The sequence below is a fragment of the Methanosarcina sp. WWM596 genome, from assembly GCF_000969965.1.
In the GTDB taxonomy this organism is placed as follows: Archaea; Halobacteriota; Methanosarcinia; order Methanosarcinales; family Methanosarcinaceae; genus Methanosarcina.
In genome coordinates this window covers 1953729-1970860 of record NZ_CP009503.1, presented here as the reverse complement: position 1 = coordinate 1970860, position 17132 = coordinate 1953729, and the positions used below count along the sequence as shown (strand labels likewise).

Sequence of the window (17132 nt, the reverse complement as noted above, 5' to 3'; positions counted from 1 at the left end):
AGAACCTTATTTTTTATCTTCATTTTTTGCTTAGGCCTGAAAAGGAAAGCAAAAAAGTGGGTTTTGTTAGTTCTGAGTTTAGGCTTTTTGAGGGTTGATTTTCGAACCAACTGCCAGCGGATCAAAAATCCTGAGCCTGGCCCCTTCTGAATTCCTTGATAATCTCCGGTCTGATCTTCTCCCTGATCCCGTCAGGAACTCTTTCAATACCTCCTTCGGACTGTCTATCTCTTCCAGGTGCTTCAAAAACTCTTCCGGGAAACCATACTTCCACGGAACGGACCCTGGCTCTATTGAGATACTGGTAAAACCGGTACCTGAAGGAGATTGTGGAGTTCTGGTGCAGTGACCTTTTTCATACTGCCATGCCATTCCTGTTTCCTTTCAATATGATATTTTGCAAAAATTGGATCTAGCAAGTGTCCTCATCATGTTAGAGCTGTCTCTATCAGGTAGAAAGTTATACAAATTCTTTAACGATACGCCCCTGAATGAGGAATTATTCTGTGAACCCTTTTTTGGTACTCCCGGTATTCGTCGCCAAACTGTGTCACCAGCCTTGTTTCCCAGTGCAGGGATCCCAGATACAGGTATATGGTAGACAAAATGTATATGACAAGCAGATTGACTGTCATAAAGGGAGTAAACCATATTATGATCAGTCCTGTGAACAGGAAGGGGTCCCTTACCCATCGGTAAATGCCCCGGATATTCAGGGGACCTGCTTCAGGAGTCTTTGGTGCGGATAGCTGTGAACGTATCTTGAATCTATGGGGTGCATCAAGAATTGCTCTGGGAGCAACAAGTGCAGCAATCAACTGTACACCTACCATCAGCCAGCGCCAGGGAGAAGGTATTATGTAGAGAATAGGTCCTGGGTTTTTGATGAGCAGATAAACAAGCGGAGATATCGTTATCACCGCGATGATGCTGAATACCGGCATATACAATGTGTCTGCCTTGGAACCCAGGACTCGAACGAGGCGGCGTTTGAAGGGCAAGCTTGCCATAAAACTGTGAATAGCTGCAAATGCCACCAGACAAAAAACAAGGATAATTGTAGATGAGACCAATTCCAGTACGCCCCTTCTTTTGTTTGAATATTCATATTTATTTTTATAAATTAATAAAACTGTCAGATCTTCTGGTATTAATCAATTTTCCAAATGTTCCCACATTAATATCTAAAAATCTTAATTTATAGACCCCGGTAAATATTAGAAATTCACGCAATATAAAGCCAACGACACGAATTATACCGCTTTTATGCATCCTGCAACCATGTAAAAACCAGATTTTCAAATGTAGAAATGGTTTGAATTTTAAGACAAACTCTAAATAAATTGAAAAAATAGGTTAAAAAAAATGGGATTATTTCGGAGGGTAGATATTTCATTTTATAAGCCTATAAGTATAGACAAAGTCTCCTCCGGCTTTTCCGTCGTTATCACCATCCAGAGCAATTCCCCTTTCGTCAATTATGAAGCCAGATCCGGTTTCGCTCCCAAGTAAGGTAATTGTTATTTCAGCCCCGGTCTCATCCATAGGATAATCACCGTATGGGCGGAACATAAGTATTCTGGACCCCGAATCCAGCAATCCTTCAACAGGCTCATCTAATGCTGAACTTCTGACTATTACAGTCTCATTCGTAATGCTTGCATTATTCATGGGCATATCGAATTCGATCCAGATCGGGGAATCATGCCTGAAAGCAAATGTCTGCCTGTCAGGATAAATTGATTTTACCTTTGGAGGAATCTGTCCCTGTTTGAAGTGAAAGGGTAGAGATTTGAAAGCCTCCGGAAAGGACCTGTTACGCATATACTTTTTAACGGTGTATGCAATTACAGCCCCTGCAACTACCCCCAGCAGAAATTTACCCCAGCCATTAATTTTATGCAAAATCGTTCCCCTCCACTCGTCTCATTGGACTTTGATTTTATATCCACACGTTTTAGCAGAGTATTTTTTAAGAGCATAAATAGCTGTAGCTCCGACAAACACACCTATGAATACTTTACCAAGTTTCATCGTTGAAAATCCCCCACCTGTTTCATTTAATTTTATTTCATCTAGTTCCATTTTCGGTACTGCTTCTTTTTCAGATTTTTCTGACTTGAGTTTCTCAAGCAGATATGCCCCAAGAACTAATTTTCCATATTTATTTATTAGTCCCCTACTCTTTTGGGATCCCCCTAGATTAATTTTCTTCATGATATATGCACTAAGCAATAGCTTACCATATCTATTCATATTTAACAATCTTGCACCCCCTTGATATTTTCCTTACCGGAAAGTCCCTTGTTTTAATATATTTCGGAAAGGAAAGGAATTGAGCTTAATACTCCTGTATTTATCCTATATCACACCTAATATATAACGCCAACTATACAATATATTAAAAATTTTACACTGAATGTGAAAGTATAGCGATTTTCAAACAGGCAGAAAATACAGGACTATAGAAAACTAAAGTAAAGCTTTGATTGAAAATCTTATATGGAGTTCTGCAGGGAAAACTCTGAGACAAACAGGAAATACCAACTCTCTGGCTTGAAGGTTACAGTTCTGTTCCGTATAAAAGTAAATTGAAATCCTGGCACAAAAAGGGTATTTCTTTTTTCCGAAGTCCTATTGAAAAAACCCGGAATGAAAAGAAAAAATGAAAAGAAAATTTTAAAAAAGAGTTTTAAAAAGAATTTAAAAGATTTTTTCAGAGAAAGTTTTATCACCTCATGATACTGAAATTATACTCAAAATCTCCACCGGCTTTTCCATCCTGATCTCCATCAAGGGGAACACCCTTTGCATCTGTAATGGTTCCAGATCCGGTATCTGTTCCTATCAAAGTAATAGAGATTTTGGCTCCGCCATTTTCTACAGGATATTTCCCATACGGCCGGAACATCAGAATCCTGCTACCTGCATCAAGGAAACCTTCTACAGGCTCATCGGATACTGAACTTTTGACAATCACTGTATCTTTCGTAACAGTAGAACTGTCTATAGGTGCATCAAATTCGATCCAGATCGGGGATTTCAGGTTATGAGAAAAAGTTTCTCTATCCGGATAAACAGATTTTACTGTAGCAGGAGCCGGGCCGCGTTTAAACACCTTTCTGGGAATGGATTTGAGTTTTTTATGCATTTGCTGCTCATGAATATATTTATCGTAAATATACTTCAGCGTAACTCCGGCAACCAAACCTCCCACAATTCCAGCAGCTGTCCCCATTAACAGTCCACCAAGTATATGTTTCTTTGTCAGTTTTATACCCCCTGTAATATCTTTTACTTATTCAACCTTAATCTTACTCCTATCCTTTTGAGAGGTCTTTGCAATTGTATATATTATTGCAGCAATAGCAAGTGCTCCTAATGATAATTTGCAGCAACCTTTCAAACCTGGCATTCTTGCCCCCCTGGTTTTGTCCTGGCCGGAAAATAAATGTTCACCGAAAGAAGTAGTGTTTATCAATCCTGAGCAGGACAGAAAATTTCAGTTAGTTTTGAATTTGAATCGAGTGCTTCTTTCTAGATATTTGTTATTATATTATGAGGCATTTCTGATGTCTTCTGGATACTTCATCGAAAATGGATTTGAATTTTTTATGCAGTTGCTCCTGAATATATTTATCATAAGTATACTTCATCGTAATTCCGGCAACCAAACCTCCCGCAATTCCAACGGCTGTCCCCATCAACAAGCCACCAAGTATATATTTCTTCGTCAGTCCTATACCCCCTTTAATATGCTACTTTTTCACTAATTCAACCTTAATCTACCCTGATTAAGAGAAATCTTTGCAACTGTATATTATTGCAGCAGCGGCGAATACTTCAAATGACAATTTGCAGCAGCTCCAAATTTGTATTCACCTGATACTCTTATATCCCCCAATTTTTTACTGGCTGAAGAATCGATGTTCACTGGAAAAAAGAATGTTCCCCAATCCTGAGCAGAACAGAAAAATTCCCCTCTAATTTTGAATTTGAATGACGCGCTTCTTTCAGATATTCATCAATGATTATATTATCGGCAATATATATATTTGCCGCCAAATAAACCGGTTAAATTAATTTGTTGCCACTTTTGACTGCTATTGATAACAAAAAAGATCGAAAAAATAACCGGAAAAAAGAGCAAATAGGATGCCTGTCATACCAGTTCGAAAAACCTTTTTGTATTATCGAAAAGAAGATTAAGCAATGAAACAATCAATCGGAGCAAAGACACTTGCATTTCCGACTCCAGCATGGGTTGTCGGAACCTACGACATGAATGGAAAACCAAATGCCATGACTGTAGCCTGGGCAGGGATCTGCTGTTCAAACCCTCCATGCATCAGCGTATCCTTAAGAAAGGCTACTTACAGTTATGCAGGGATTATGGAAAATAAGGCATTCACTGTAAATATCCCTTCTGAAGATTATGTGAAAGAAACCGATTATTTCGGCATTGCAAGCGGAAAAGACGAGGACAAGTTTGAGGCAGCCTGTCTTACCCCTATAAGAAGCGAACTTGTGCCTGCTCCTTATATTGCAGAGTTTCCAGTTGTCCTCGAGTGCAAACTTCTCCACAGCCTGGAGATAGGGCTTCATACCCTGTTTGTAGGAGAGATTATGGACATAAAAGCCGAAGAAGCCGTGCTCGATGAAAACGGAAATCCTGATATTGAGAAAATCCGACCTGTGGTATACGGGACAGGAAATAGGAGCTATTACGGTGTCGGGTGTAACCTGGGAAAAGCCTTTTCGATAGGAAAGAAGCCCTGAGAAAACCCATCCTTTGATTAATTTGCCGGGTTGAGGGGTATGGTAAAAATGAATTTACTGCCTTCCTCAAACTCGCTTTCAACCCAGATTTTGCCTGCATGCATTTCCACAAATTTCTTGACAAGAGAAAGGCCAAGACCTGTCCCTTTCTGTTCTCCGTATTCGGAGTTCTCAAGCTGTGTAAAAGGTTGAAAGACTTTTTTGGCTTCGGCTTCGGAGATCCCGACCCCCGTATCTCTGACCACAATTTTTGCTTGATCTTCCTCGATTCTGGCTTCAACAATAACGTATCCGTCTTTGGGGGTGAACTTAATAGCGTTATCCACCAGATTGTATAAGATCTGCCTGAACTTCATCCTGTCGGCCCTTATGATAGTCAGCTCTTTATCAACCGTACTTAGGATCTGGATATCTTTCTTTGATGCCAGAGGGGTCAGTAAAGCCTTAACTTCAGAAATCAAATCGGATACGGAAAACTCCTCTACCTTAAGTTCCATCTTCCCGGCTTCAACCTTGGAGAGGTCCAGAATATCGTTTATCAGCTTCAGGAGATGATTTCCGCTCATAGAGATATTGCTGACATACCTCAGCTGTTTATCATTAAGCGGACCAAAATTCTGAGTGAGCAGCATATCCGAGAAACCTATGATAGAGTTCAGAGGGGTTCTCAGTTCATGGCTCATGCTTGCCAGAAATTCGCTTTTTGTTTTACTGGCAAGTTCGGCTTCCATTTTTGCTTTCATAAGCTCACTCTGCATTTTTCGATTATCCGTTATATCCGAAACGATTGCAAACAGGAGTTTTTTCCCATCCATCAAAATGGGATAGCTGTATCTTTCAACATCCCTCAACACTCCGTTTGATAAGCGGTGAATAAAATAGAAATGGTTTATGTCCCTGGACTTTTCCTGTTCCAGCCCTTCCAGGATCTGTTCTTTTGGAAGGATATTGATATCAGCAATGTTCAGGCTGAGCATTTTCTCTCTCGGGTATCCATAGTAAACACAGGCAGCCGAATTTGCATCAAGTATATTCCCGGTCTCGGGATCAAGCAGCATTATTACCGCGCGGTTATTTTGAAACAGAAAGCTGTACCGGCTTTCGCTCTCCTTAATCAGCTTTTCTGCTTTTTTACGCTCAGTAATGTCTTCTACTATGAAAATAGTCTGGATCTGGTGTCCATTTTCGTCCTTTAAACCCGAAGAATTGACATTTACATCCACAGGTCTTCCATCTTTTCGAAAAATCCTGTACTCTTTGTTGAAGGAAAAACCCCTGCGTTCGATCTCGTCAGAAGCCTCCTTAAGTTTTTTCAGGCAATCTGAAAATATGAGGTTCTTTATAGGCCGCCCTATGAGCTCGTCCTGCCTGTAACCCAGGAGCTCTTCTACGCGGGAATTGCACTCAACAATAACCCCTTTTTTGTCAACAAAAAGAATAAGGTTGGCAGCATTCTTAAACATGGACCTGTAGATTTCTTCCCCTACATGTATTGCTTTTTCCGCCCTTTTGCGCTGTATCCCCATCCCCATCAGGTTTACAGCTATTCTGAGTATGGACACATCATCTTTTCCCCAGTTCCCGGTATTAACCACATTGTCCAGTCCCATGAAACCTGCAAGCATTCCACTTACATACAGAGGTAACACAATAAGGGATTTAATCCCCTGTTTTCCGAGCACCTCTTTCTCCATTGCTGCCTCCGGAGGCAGGGCTGAAACATCGGGGATATGGATGACTTCATCATTGGAAAGTTTTTCCATCCACCAGGGGCATTCCTCGCATAGAACATTTTGAAGGTTGTTTTTCTCAGGCTCCACTCCCTCAGCACACCATTCATGCGTGTTGTCGAAGATAGTTCCGTTTTCTCGAATCAGGAATATATAACTCCTGCCAGCCCCACAGAGCATACCAATCTTTTCGAGTGCAACATCGATATCCTTCTCAAGGTTGGCAGGAGCTATAAACATGTTGGAAATTTCGAGCAATACCTCCTCTATTTCCAGCTTATACCTTATCGATTCCTTTGACTTTATTCTGCTATTAATATCAAAAACCGTACCTGAACAACTCATAATAGCCCCCTCATTTTCAGGCAGTATTGGAATTCTCTTCCTGATTAACCGGATATTTCCTGACTTTTTTAACATCCTGACTCAAGAGTAAAATCCTTATCTCCTTTTTTAAAAATGGGTAAAAAATTCAGATTATGTGCTTTCTGAATTCTTTTTGCATAAAAATTTGTTTTGTGAACTTCCTTCACTTTCCAGATGCAATATATATGAAATTTAAAGGATAAAATTTTATCTATAGATACATTTCCAGTACTTTTTTATCATAATCGGATAAAACTGTTTACTAAATTTAAAACTGATATATTAACGCGTGAAAGACCATCAATGGTGAAAGACCATCAATGGTGAAAGGTCGTCAATGGTGAAAGGTCGTCAATGGTGAAAGGTCGTCAGATCAGGTAAATCAGGGTTATAGCCTCTGACCTTTATTCTTTCCCAAAAGCCTTTTTGGCCATGACTCGCCAGCCCTTGAAGTCTTTTCCCTCAAATTCTTTTGCAACGGCTTCAAGCAGGGTGGGTATATCCAGATGCTGCGGGCATTTTTCAACGCATTCTCCACATTGTACGCACTGCGAAGCATATCCCATGAAGTCACCTCTTATTATTCCCCCGGGTTTTGCCGCATACATGAGTTTTGCTTCTTTTTCATTCCCTGAGAGGTAAAAGTTATCGTAGATTTCAAAACAACCCGGTATGTCCACTCCCGAAGGGCAGGGTGTGCAATACCTGCATCCAGTGCAGCCTGTTTTCATAAGTTCCCTGTATTTCTGCTCCACTTTCTTTACTAACTGCAATTCAGCTTCTGTAAGGGAATTTGGATAAGCTTCATTTGCTACTCTCAGATTCTCTTCGATATGCGACTCATCATTCATGCCTGAAAGTACAACCGTAACCTCGGAGCGGTTCCAGATCCAGCGAAGCGCCCATTCGGCTGGTGTGCGTTTTACCCCGGCTTTGTCCCAGATTTCCTGTACTGCAGAAGGTATGGGATGTGTCAGTTTCCCTCCGCGCAGGGGCTCCATTATAATTACGCCCAATCCCTTTGAAGCCGCATATTCCAGTCCTTCGGTTCCTGCCTGATTCTTTTCGTCCAGAAAATTATACTGGATCTGGCAGAAAACCCAGGGGTATGCGTCCACAATTCGCTTAAAATCATCAACTGACCCGTGGAAAGAGAACCCCACATTGATTATGCGCCCATCAGCCTTTGCCCGATCAAGAAAACTCAAAACATCAAGTTTTTCCATTTTGTCCCACAGAGCTCCCACAAGCCCGTGTACAAGATAATAATCTATGTGGTCTGTCCTGAGCTTCTCAAGCTGAGCATTCAGAATTCTGTCCATGTCTTCATGGCTTTTCAAGGTCCAGGAGGGAAGTTTTGTTGCGAGTTTAACCTTTTCCCTGTACCCGTCAGCAAGAGCTCTACCCACAAAAGGCTCACTTTCTCCCATGTGGTACGGCCATGCTGTGTCAATGTAGTTTACCCCGTGATCGATTGCATGGCGCACCTGCTGCCTGGCTCTTTCTTCGTCTATTTTTCCTTCTTTGAGAGGAAGGCGCATACATCCGAACCCAAGTATCGAAAGTTCGTCTCCGTTCCCTGGTATTTTTCTGTACAGCATTTCCATTACCTTCTGTTTTAAGTTGTTTCCTTTGATTTTTAAGGGTTTCCACCATTAATTCCCGAAAAAACAGAGATTATTTTACTGATATAATACCAACAAAATGACCAATAGTCAAGTATTATTTTCCTATCCTGGTAGGGGTTCGAAATATGGATTCCCGGGCACCTGAGTTATTTATGGATTCCCGGGCACCTGAGTTATTTATAGATTCCCGGGCACCTGAGTTATTTATGGATTCCCGGGCACCTGAGTTATTTATGGATTCCCGGGCACCTGAGTTATTTATGGATTCCCGGGCACCTGAGTTATTTATGGATTCCCGGGCACCTGAGTTATTTTTTCTTTTAATAATTCTTGAACACCTGTTTTGCCATGGCAACTCTCGCCTCCAGATCAGGCCCTTCAAGTTCCTCCGCAATAGATTCAAGTATTGTGGGAATTTCAAGGTGCTGGGGACATTTTTCCAGATTTTACTCGCATTTTATGTACTGGGATGTAAATCCCGGTTCGGGATCCGTTCTCTATAAGCTCACTTTTATTCAGTGACGGATCTGAACTGCTTTCAATCTCGATTCCTTTTCCCACGCTGCGGCTTAATCCCCCTTTTACCTCAAAATGGAGGCTATTTATGAGGTTCCCTTTGTAGGAAATTAGTTAAAGAGAGTGCCTGTGGTTACACCTGCTTCTTTTGAAATCTGAGCAGTGGAGGTGCCATGGAAAACTCTTTAAGTGAAGAGTTTCAGGGCTGTTTCTATGATGTTTGTTCTTTTGTCCTCAATCTGTTTTTTCATGTTTTATCTCTTGAATTGACTGATTAGTCAGTTATAGTATTATAAGTACTTTGTTATTCAGAGAATAAGAAATTTCTATGCATTAAAGTTTAGAAATGAGGTAAGAAAAAGTTTAGAAGGAAGGAAGGAAGGCATCTGTTTTTGAGAGTAGGGTGGAGTAGGGGATTTGGATAAGGAAACAAAAGAGTTTTTCCAGATACTCTATAGATACTCTATAATAGGTACTCTATATTTAGTCCCCAGAGAATTTATAATAGATACTTTATAATGGATACTTTATAATAGATACTTTATAATAGATACTTTATAATATTTAGTCCCCCCACTTATAAAAATAGTGAAATTACTATTTTTTACTTTTTGAAAATTAAAGTTTTATAAGCGTTTGGATTTTTACAAGACGTCATTCAGGGCTCTTGCAGCTGTGTAAACGCTTCCGACTCCAAAAATATACTGAACTATCCTTATTGCCTGCATTACCTCTTCTTTTGTTGCTCCTTCCTGCATAGCCTGAATTGCAAGGACTTTTACCCCGTCAACCGCACCATTAGCTGCGTCCAGAGCCATTGCAATAAGGAATTTGTACTTAAGAGGAATTCCATCTTCTGTAAAAGAAAGTTCTTGCGTGTTTTCAAGCAGGGAAAATAATTCAGGGTCTTTGTCCATTATAACTTTAAGGGGATGTTCTGGCATGTCATTATCTCCATTCTAATATGTATTAATAGGACTCCAAACTTAATACGATTTTTACATTTGTAAGATCTTATTTGACATTCACTTTGTCCAAGGACTAATTAATTTTAAAGTATTTGACCTTAAGGGTAGAAGTTTTCCTGTTTTTGAACTTATTGTGATTGCTTTATTTCTCACTTTATTATGATTCAATTTATGCTGATTAATGGAATGTTATATTCCTTATTAGATAGCACATAGGCTTTCAGTATATTATTAAGGACACAAAAGTTAAATATGCTATTTTTCAGCATTTTTTAGGAGTGCTCAATTTATTTCAATAACATAACAGCACCCGGAAGTACGAGTCTTTTTAATTTAGTCTGATTTTCCATTTTGTGCGAATACTTTAAAACAATTATAAATATGTAGGCAAACTCATTTCTTTCATTAGAGCATAATTAATATAGGGTTTTAAATTAAATTCGGGAAAGTTTCTGTTCTGATGTTGGATCCATGCGCTTTTAGGTAACTTTCCTACAAAACAATTAAAATATAAATGTTTTGCAGTACTTACTTGGTTCAAACAAGGCTTATGAGGGGAATTGGGAAATATGCCTGGAGATAAAAACAAATACATCCGCTGGTTTGAAGAGACCACGATTGAGGACGTCCCGCTGGTTGGCGGGAAGAATGCTTCCCTTGGGGAAATGTACAGGGAACTTACTTCAAAAGGAATCAGGATTCCAAATGGCTTTTCAGTAACTTCTGAAGCTTACTGGCATACCCTGAAAGCCGGAGGAATTCTCGAAAAGCTCAAAAAGGTAATGGAAGGGCTTGATACTGCGGATGTTGCAGACCTTGCAAAAAGAGGGAAGATTACAAGGGACCTGATCCTTGGAGCCGGAATTCCGGATGACCTCTGGGGAGAGATCAAAGAAGCCTATGACCGCCTATGCAAGCAATACGGAGAAGATACGGATGTAGCTGTGCGGAGTTCGGCAACGGCTGAGGACCTGCCAACTGCTTCTTTTGCAGGGCAGCAGGAGACTTACCTCAATATCCGGGGCTATCCAGAGCTTCGGGATGCCTGTATACGCTGTTTTGCCTCACTCTTTACGGACAGAGCCATTTCCTACCGCGTAACCAACAATTTCGACCACTTCAAGGTAGCTCTTTCCATAGGAATCATGAAAATGGTCAGATCTGACCTGGCTTCCAGTGGGGTTATTTTTACTCTCGATACGGAAACGGGTTTTAGAGATGTGGTCTTCATTACCGGGGCATATGGGCTCGGAGAAAATATTGTGCAAGGGCAGGTCAACCCTGATGAGTTCTACGTCTTCAAGCCGACTTTCAAGGAAGGATACAAGCCGATAATCCAGAAGAAGATGGGAAGCAAAGAAATCAAGATGATCTACGGCAGGGGAGATTCCAAAGTGCTCACCCGGAACGTGGAGGTTCCTGAAGCTGAAAGGTTGCGCTTCTGTATTAATGACAAAGAGGTGCTCAAGCTTGCCGGGTATGCGATCGATATTGAAGACCATTATTCTAACAAGTACAGGGAATCCAGGCCCATGGATATCGAGTGGGCAAAGGACGGCATAACAGGAGAACTCTTCATAGTGCAGGCAAGGCCCGAAACCGTCCAGTCCCAGAGAGAAAAGGATGTGCTGGAAACCTATGTCCTTGAAGAGAAATCCGAAGTCCTTGCAAAAGGCAGGAGCGTAGGAGACAAGATCGCATCCGGAAAGGTCCGTGTGATTCCTGATGTTTCGTACCTTCCCTCTTTCAAGCCCGGAGAGGTCCTGATTGCGGACACAACGACTCCTGACTGGGAGCCGGTTATGAAAACCGCAGCTGCTATTGTTACAAACAAAGGGGGACGGACCTGCCATGCGGCTATTGTCAGCCGGGAACTCGGAATCCCTGCGGTTGTTGGGGCTGGAAATGCAACTGAAATCCTCGAAACAGGCAGGGAAATTACCGTGAGCTGTGCCGAAGGAGAAGACGGGCTTGTATACGCAGGCATCCTCCCCTTCCATAAAGATACCCTCAGCCTCAAAGACCTGGAACGCCCCAAAACCGAGATTATGATGAACCTTGGGAACCCGGACAGCTCTTTTGCTTATTCCATGATTCCTAACGGCGGGATCGGGCTTGCAAGGCTCGAGTTCATTATCACAAGCTATATCAAGGTCCACCCTATGGCCCTTGTGCACCCGGAAAAAGTCAAAGACCCGGAAGAGCTTCGGGAGATCGAAAAACTGACATGGGGATATGGGAAAAAGGAAGATTATTTTGTCGAGCAGCTTGCCAGAGGCGTCGGGATGATTACTGCAGCTTTTTACCCGAAGCCAGTTGTGGTCAGAATGAGCGACTTCAAGACCAACGAATATGCAAGTCTTGTTGGGGGCAGCTATTTTGAAATGGATGAAAATAATCCCATGATAGGGTTCAGGGGTGCTTCCCGTTACTTTGATGAACGCTACAGGGAAGGTTTTGCCCTTGAGTGCAGGGCTATGAAAAAGGTCAGGGATGAAATGGGGCTTACGAACCTTATTCTTATGATCCCCTTCTGCCGGACCATTGGGGAAGCGAAAAAAGTCATTGCCGAGATGGAGAAAAACGGGCTCAAACGCGGAGAAAATGGGCTTCAAGTCTATGTTATGTGCGAAATTCCCAATAACGTCCTGCTTGTCGACGAGTTCAGCAAATTCTTTGATGGCTTCTCTATAGGCTCAAACGACCTGACCCAGTTGACCCTCGGAGTTGACCGCGACTCTGAACTGCTAGCTGCAGAATTCGATGAGCGGGACCCGGGAGTTATGAAAATCATGTCAATGGCAGTGCAGGGAGCAAAACGCAATGGAAGGCACAGTGGGATCTGCGGGCAGGCTCCGAGTGATTTCCCTGAGATTGCAGAATTCCTGGTAAAAGAGGGAATCGATTCTATTTCCCTTAATCCAGACTCTGTTATGAAAATCACCCTTAAGGTTCTCGAAACTGAAAAGAAGTTAGGAAGGCACTGAAAAACTATCCGAGAATCTCTTGACTTATTTTTTATGAGGTTGCCATTTCAGCCGATGATTCTCAGCGGCCGTTTATCAGCAGCTGTCGATCAGTGGCTGTTGATTAATGCCAATTATTGTAGTTCAATGGCTGTATACATTTACAGGATATACCTATACCTGCACCACAAATACTGCGATAAGGGAAAATATATATACGTGATGCAGTAAATATACATATTGGGAGTGAAAAAAAATACAATGGAAGCAATAATTATGCAAAAAATAACCAAAACACAAATTATTGGGGATAAAAAAGAGCCAAAAAATATGCTTTTTTTGAAAAGATGTCCGGAATGCCATTCCAAACTTGAAAATGATCTTTTCAGAGGATTTCAATATTGTACTGTGTGCGGGTACTGGACAAGAAAAGAAACTGCAAGGCTTGAACCACTAATGATTATGGAGTGAGTAGAGATATGTTTGAGTTTCCATCGAAGTGTGCCAGGTGCGGCACACCTCTTAAAAAACAGGTAATTGGTTCGAATAACTTTTACTACTGCAGAAAATGCGGGTGCACATCCTCAGTTACGTCGATCAGTGCAACCACTCAATCCGCAGTCCAGGAGACGGCTAACATTTAAAGAGGATATTAAACAGATAATTGATTTTCAAGGTAAAACAGATAACTGATTTTCAAGGTAAAACAGATAACTGATTTTCAAGGTAAAACAGATAACTGATTTTCAAGGTAAAACAGATAACTGATTTTCAAGGTAAAACAGATAACTGATTTTCAAGGTAAAACAGATAACTGATTTTCAAGGTAAAACAGATATGGTTAAACAGATATTAACCATCCCTGAAGCCAATATACTGTCGAGATGGTTAATATCTGAACTGCAAATCTTAAAACATGTATCAAGCAAACCTGGCTCTGACCAATTAACGAGATGAATTTCGGGTCAGGAAACTGTTTTTGGATTATCTTTTATTTGGCATGAAAGTACCTCTGATTTCACACTCCGGACCCTCATTCAGAATTTCTGATTATGTTGGAAGCAAATATAGCATTTTTGTCCTGTTAAATAGAAGCCAGGGTCCGGAATGTGGACGTGAGGATACTTCGCCTTCACTTAATGTCAGGTTTCTTTTTTTCAACAATTGCGAATATTTCACTAATTATTGAGATACGTTCATCAACCGAAAATATCTCGGTCTCAACAATCTTCCTCCTTTGAACTTCTCCCTTGATATATCCCGTTTCATCTTCGTACATCTCATCATTTGTGATAAGGTGCCATATTATCGTTGCAATTTTCCTTGCCAGGGCAACAATCGCCTTTGCATGTCCAATTGACTTCTTTTTTCTGTTAAAAAACTCTTTTAACTTGCTATTTTTTGTTCTTGCTGCTGCTTGAGCAATCTGTATTAGAATCCACCTTGCTACCTTTGATCCTCTCTTAGTGATCCTTCCATTGTGGTATTTATCTGCAGATTGGTACACATTAGGAACCAGTCCAAGCCATGAAGCAAGCTTGTCCCCTGAAGCAAAATCTTTGAAATCACCTATTTCAGCGATTAAAGTTGCCGCACCAAGTTCCCCTATGCCTGGAACAGATTTTAAAATTTCCATTTCTCGCTTATGATTTCCATAAGCATAATTGAAAATTTCCTTTCCCAAAAGTTCGATTGAATCGTCAAAATTCTTTATTAGCTTCAAACATATCTGAAGCCTGATTGCAGCACTCTGGGAGATTTCTCTGTCCAGAAGCTCTCGGATCTGAGCGCTTTTTTTACGAACATTTGGAGAAAGGTTTTGTATAATCTGGTCAACATTTTTACCTGAAGAGATTCCTGATAATATCTCTCTACCATTTTTTCCAAAAATGTCTGTCAGCACATCTTTTAGATTAAACATTTCAGGTGCGAGAATGGCATGAGCTTCATTTTTTATATCCGTTCTTTTTTGTACAAGTTTGTGGCGAAGCCGAATGTATGAACGATATTCTCTGTGTTTTTTTGGGAAAACTCTTGATGGTTGAACCATGCCATTCAGTGCAAGTTTTGCAATGACTTCGGAATCTATTTTATCTGTCTTTTTATGTGTAAATGCTTTCATGTCGCGAGCATTTCCAACTATAAAAGGCAGATGTTTTATCAATGAATCATGAATAGGGACCCAAAAGTCACTTGTTGATTCACATGCAACAACGTCACATTTTTCTGATGTAACCCAATTTCTAAGGCTTAAAATTCCATCATCGTCTCTCTTGATACGCTGTTGCTGTTTTTCACCGGATCTGCTGAGGATAGTAGCAATCAAAAAACTTTTGTGGATATCTAAACCGCAAGATTTGTTTATTTCTCCTGCCAATTTACATTACTCCATCATTTATAGGACAGTAGAATTACCTAAAAGGCAATTTGGCATCCGTGATCAAAGTCACATTTGAGCCTTCGAGGGCAATTCAATGGTTAGTTTTTCTACGGCTTCGAAGAGCCAAATAAAAGACAACTTTCCTGTCCTAAGAGAATGATGGAGTTAATATACAAAAAAGGTAAGTGAAAAGGACTTTCATTTATTTGGGCATGTTATTCGAAGAATTTCATGTGTGTTTTTCCGGGAACTTCCGGGATTGATGTTCTTTGATTGCCCGGTTAATATTATTCAAAATATCCGAAGCTGGAACTGTTTGTTTTTTCTTATGCGCTTTCTGGGGCTGAGACCATCTTTTTTGCCCCAATATGGTAAAAGAAAAAAGTATATGAGTTTTTAAATTCAATACGTTGCATCAACCTCAACAATTACATAACCCCGAAAACAACTTTAAAACAACTTTAATACCAGAAACCCACTCTGTTTGATCTGCATGGTCGAAAAAGAAATAGATTCATTATGCAGCCAGTATGGCCTGAAGCCGACAAGCCTCTTTGACCTTATGCTGAAGGTCAATTTTCCTGATCCTGACCTCGAGTACGGTTTTACCGAAGAAGAAAACTCCCTCTATCTTCCCCTTCATGAAAAACTGAATGCCGTCAGTTCTCTTCCCGGGACAGGAGGCAATTTTCGGGTTTACATTCAGCTTGTTCTTGATCCTGAGAAGGCAAGTTCGGGATACCTTGCGGACTTTTTCAACAATCCTCTCGGCCTGAAGGTCAGGAAAGCCTGGGAGGCGAGGGGTTTTATCCTGAGACCTGAAACCCGGGAACCCGAAGAGCCAGCTACGGCGCTCTCTGAGGTTTTGGCCCTGCATAACACTGCAGAAGATGCTTCTTTTTCAGGAGAATCCGGATTTTCAAGAATAATCTCCCCCCTGGCGGCAAATGAAACCAAATTTGCAGGCGAAGCTTCGGTTGAAAATATGTGTGCGGAAACCGAGGAAAACACTTCTGTACTTTCGGGCTCGGCTGTCCCTCTTCTTCCTGGAATTTCATCTTTTCCTGATGTGGATCTTGATTCTCTTACACATAGCAAACTTTATCTCCCAGACCTGCAGATCCAGCTTGAGGTCCTTAAAATAAAAAATATTACAAAGGAACTAATTTCCCAGCTAAGCGTTTTCGAGTGCAGGCTTTCAACTTATCCCAAGAGTATAACCCATATCCGCAAGAAGCTTGAACTTATTCGGGAAGCAGTGAAGCTTGAAAATGATTCTGACTACATTCTGGAGTTGATCAGGCGGGGGGAGAGCAAGAAACTTGAGTTCAAGTCCACGTTGCGAATGAACCTTATTACCGAAAAGCCTGACTGGAATATAGAACACGCAGTACTGAAGACAATAATCGCTTACCTGAACACCGACGGCGGCATTCTTCTTGTTGGGGTCTCCAACAGTGGGGAGGTTCTGGGAATCAAAAAAGACGGTTTTCCGAACGAGGATAAGTTCCTCTTACATTTCAAACAGCTCATAAAGCAGCATATAGGTCTTAACTATGCCCCCATGATAGAGTACACCCTTGTGCCTGTAAACGGCAAAAAAGTCCTGGAAATCGACTGTAAAAAAAGTGATAAGGCTGTTTTTCTCAACCCGAATAAAAATAACGAAGAGTTCTATATCCGCATAGGTCCCTCAAGTGAAAGGCTCACAGGCAGTAAACTGATCGAGTATGTGAATCGGCAGTATAACGGAAAACCGGAATAACAAAAAACAGGAATAACCAGCTCTGCCTGATGGC

The 17132-nt window shown here is 41.1% G+C and carries 15 protein-coding genes; 5 read left to right on the top strand and 10 right to left on the bottom strand.

Annotated features, from left to right (window positions below; all coding sequences use genetic code 11):
- Window positions 1–78 precede the first annotated feature (78 nt).
- The 5 genes from MSWHS_RS20225 to MSWHS_RS08685 form a co-directional block, all read right to left on the bottom strand.
- A complete protein-coding gene (locus tag MSWHS_RS20225; protein ID WP_156148129.1) occupies window positions 79–372 on the bottom strand; it encodes a hypothetical protein in 294 nt (97 codons plus the stop codon).
- 101 nt (window positions 373–473) lie between these two features.
- Window positions 474–1073, bottom strand: coding sequence for an isoprenylcysteine carboxylmethyltransferase family protein (locus tag MSWHS_RS08705; RefSeq protein WP_048127921.1), 600 nt, complete (start codon window positions 1071–1073; stop codon window positions 474–476).
- Window positions 1074–1392: 319 nt separating this feature from the next.
- Window positions 1393–1905: an Ig-like domain-containing protein gene (locus tag MSWHS_RS08700; RefSeq protein ID WP_082088088.1), complete on the bottom strand. Its 513-nt coding sequence runs from the start codon at window positions 1903–1905 to the stop codon at window positions 1393–1395.
- 21 nt (window positions 1906–1926) lie between these two features.
- The gene (locus MSWHS_RS08695) at window positions 1927–2256 is read right to left on the bottom strand and encodes a hypothetical protein (protein ID WP_231585722.1); all 330 of its coding nucleotides are present in this window, start codon (window positions 2254–2256) and stop codon (window positions 1927–1929) included.
- A gap of 475 nt (window positions 2257–2731) precedes the next feature.
- The gene (locus tag MSWHS_RS08685; protein WP_048127927.1) at window positions 2732–3238 is read right to left on the bottom strand and encodes an Ig-like domain-containing protein; all 507 of its coding nucleotides are present in this window, start codon (window positions 3236–3238) and stop codon (window positions 2732–2734) included.
- Between the two features lie 974 nt (window positions 3239–4212).
- Between MSWHS_RS08685 and MSWHS_RS08680 the strand changes: the two genes are divergently transcribed.
- The gene (locus MSWHS_RS08680; RefSeq protein WP_048127929.1) at window positions 4213–4779 is read left to right on the top strand and encodes a flavin reductase family protein; all 567 of its coding nucleotides are present in this window, start codon (window positions 4213–4215) and stop codon (window positions 4777–4779) included.
- A gap of 17 nt (window positions 4780–4796) precedes the next feature.
- On the opposite strand, the gene MSWHS_RS08675 is transcribed toward MSWHS_RS08680, so the two are convergent.
- From MSWHS_RS08675 to MSWHS_RS08660, 4 genes are all read right to left on the bottom strand, one after another.
- Window positions 4797–6854, bottom strand: a complete 2058-nt coding sequence (locus MSWHS_RS08675) for a PAS domain S-box protein (protein WP_197074050.1) — start codon at window positions 6852–6854, stop codon at window positions 4797–4799.
- A gap of 425 nt (window positions 6855–7279) precedes the next feature.
- On the bottom strand, window positions 7280–8476 hold the full coding sequence (locus MSWHS_RS08670) for an aldo/keto reductase (protein WP_048130356.1): 1197 nt from the start codon (window positions 8474–8476) through the stop codon (window positions 7280–7282).
- Between the two features lie 121 nt (window positions 8477–8597).
- Complete coding sequence (locus tag MSWHS_RS20925) at window positions 8598–8858, bottom strand: hypothetical protein (RefSeq protein ID WP_048127933.1); 261 nt, start codon at window positions 8856–8858, stop codon at window positions 8598–8600.
- A gap of 805 nt (window positions 8859–9663) precedes the next feature.
- Window positions 9664–9963 carry a carboxymuconolactone decarboxylase family protein gene (locus tag MSWHS_RS08660; RefSeq protein WP_048127935.1) on the bottom strand — a complete coding sequence of 100 codons (300 nt, stop codon included), beginning with the start codon at window positions 9961–9963 and terminating at the stop codon, window positions 9664–9666.
- A 593-nt stretch (window positions 9964–10556) separates the two neighbouring features.
- Here MSWHS_RS08660 and ppsA point away from each other — a divergent pair.
- The 3 genes from ppsA (at window position 10557) to MSWHS_RS19245 (ending at window position 13597) form a co-directional block, all read left to right on the top strand.
- Window positions 10557–12974 (top strand): phosphoenolpyruvate synthase, encoded by a 2418-nt coding sequence (gene ppsA, locus MSWHS_RS08655; RefSeq protein ID WP_048127937.1) that lies wholly within the window; start codon window positions 10557–10559, stop codon window positions 12972–12974.
- Window positions 12975–13214: 240 nt separating this feature from the next.
- The gene (locus tag MSWHS_RS08650; protein WP_156148131.1) at window positions 13215–13424 is read left to right on the top strand and encodes a hypothetical protein; all 210 of its coding nucleotides are present in this window, start codon (window positions 13215–13217) and stop codon (window positions 13422–13424) included.
- Between the two features lie 8 nt (window positions 13425–13432).
- Window positions 13433–13597: a zinc finger domain-containing protein gene (locus MSWHS_RS19245; protein ID WP_082088089.1), complete on the top strand. Its 165-nt coding sequence runs from the start codon at window positions 13433–13435 to the stop codon at window positions 13595–13597.
- 488 nt (window positions 13598–14085) lie between these two features.
- Here the strand turns inward: MSWHS_RS19245 and MSWHS_RS08645 are convergent, their stop codons facing one another.
- Window positions 14086–15330, bottom strand: a complete 1245-nt coding sequence (locus MSWHS_RS08645) for an IS110 family transposase (protein WP_048158641.1) — start codon at window positions 15328–15330, stop codon at window positions 14086–14088.
- A gap of 496 nt (window positions 15331–15826) precedes the next feature.
- Here MSWHS_RS08645 and MSWHS_RS08640 point away from each other — a divergent pair, with 496 nt between their 5' ends.
- Entirely contained in the window at window positions 15827–17098 is a 1272-nt protein-coding gene (locus MSWHS_RS08640; protein WP_048130357.1) for a helix-turn-helix domain-containing protein, read from the top strand.
- The last annotated feature ends 34 nt before the right edge of the window (window positions 17099–17132 follow it).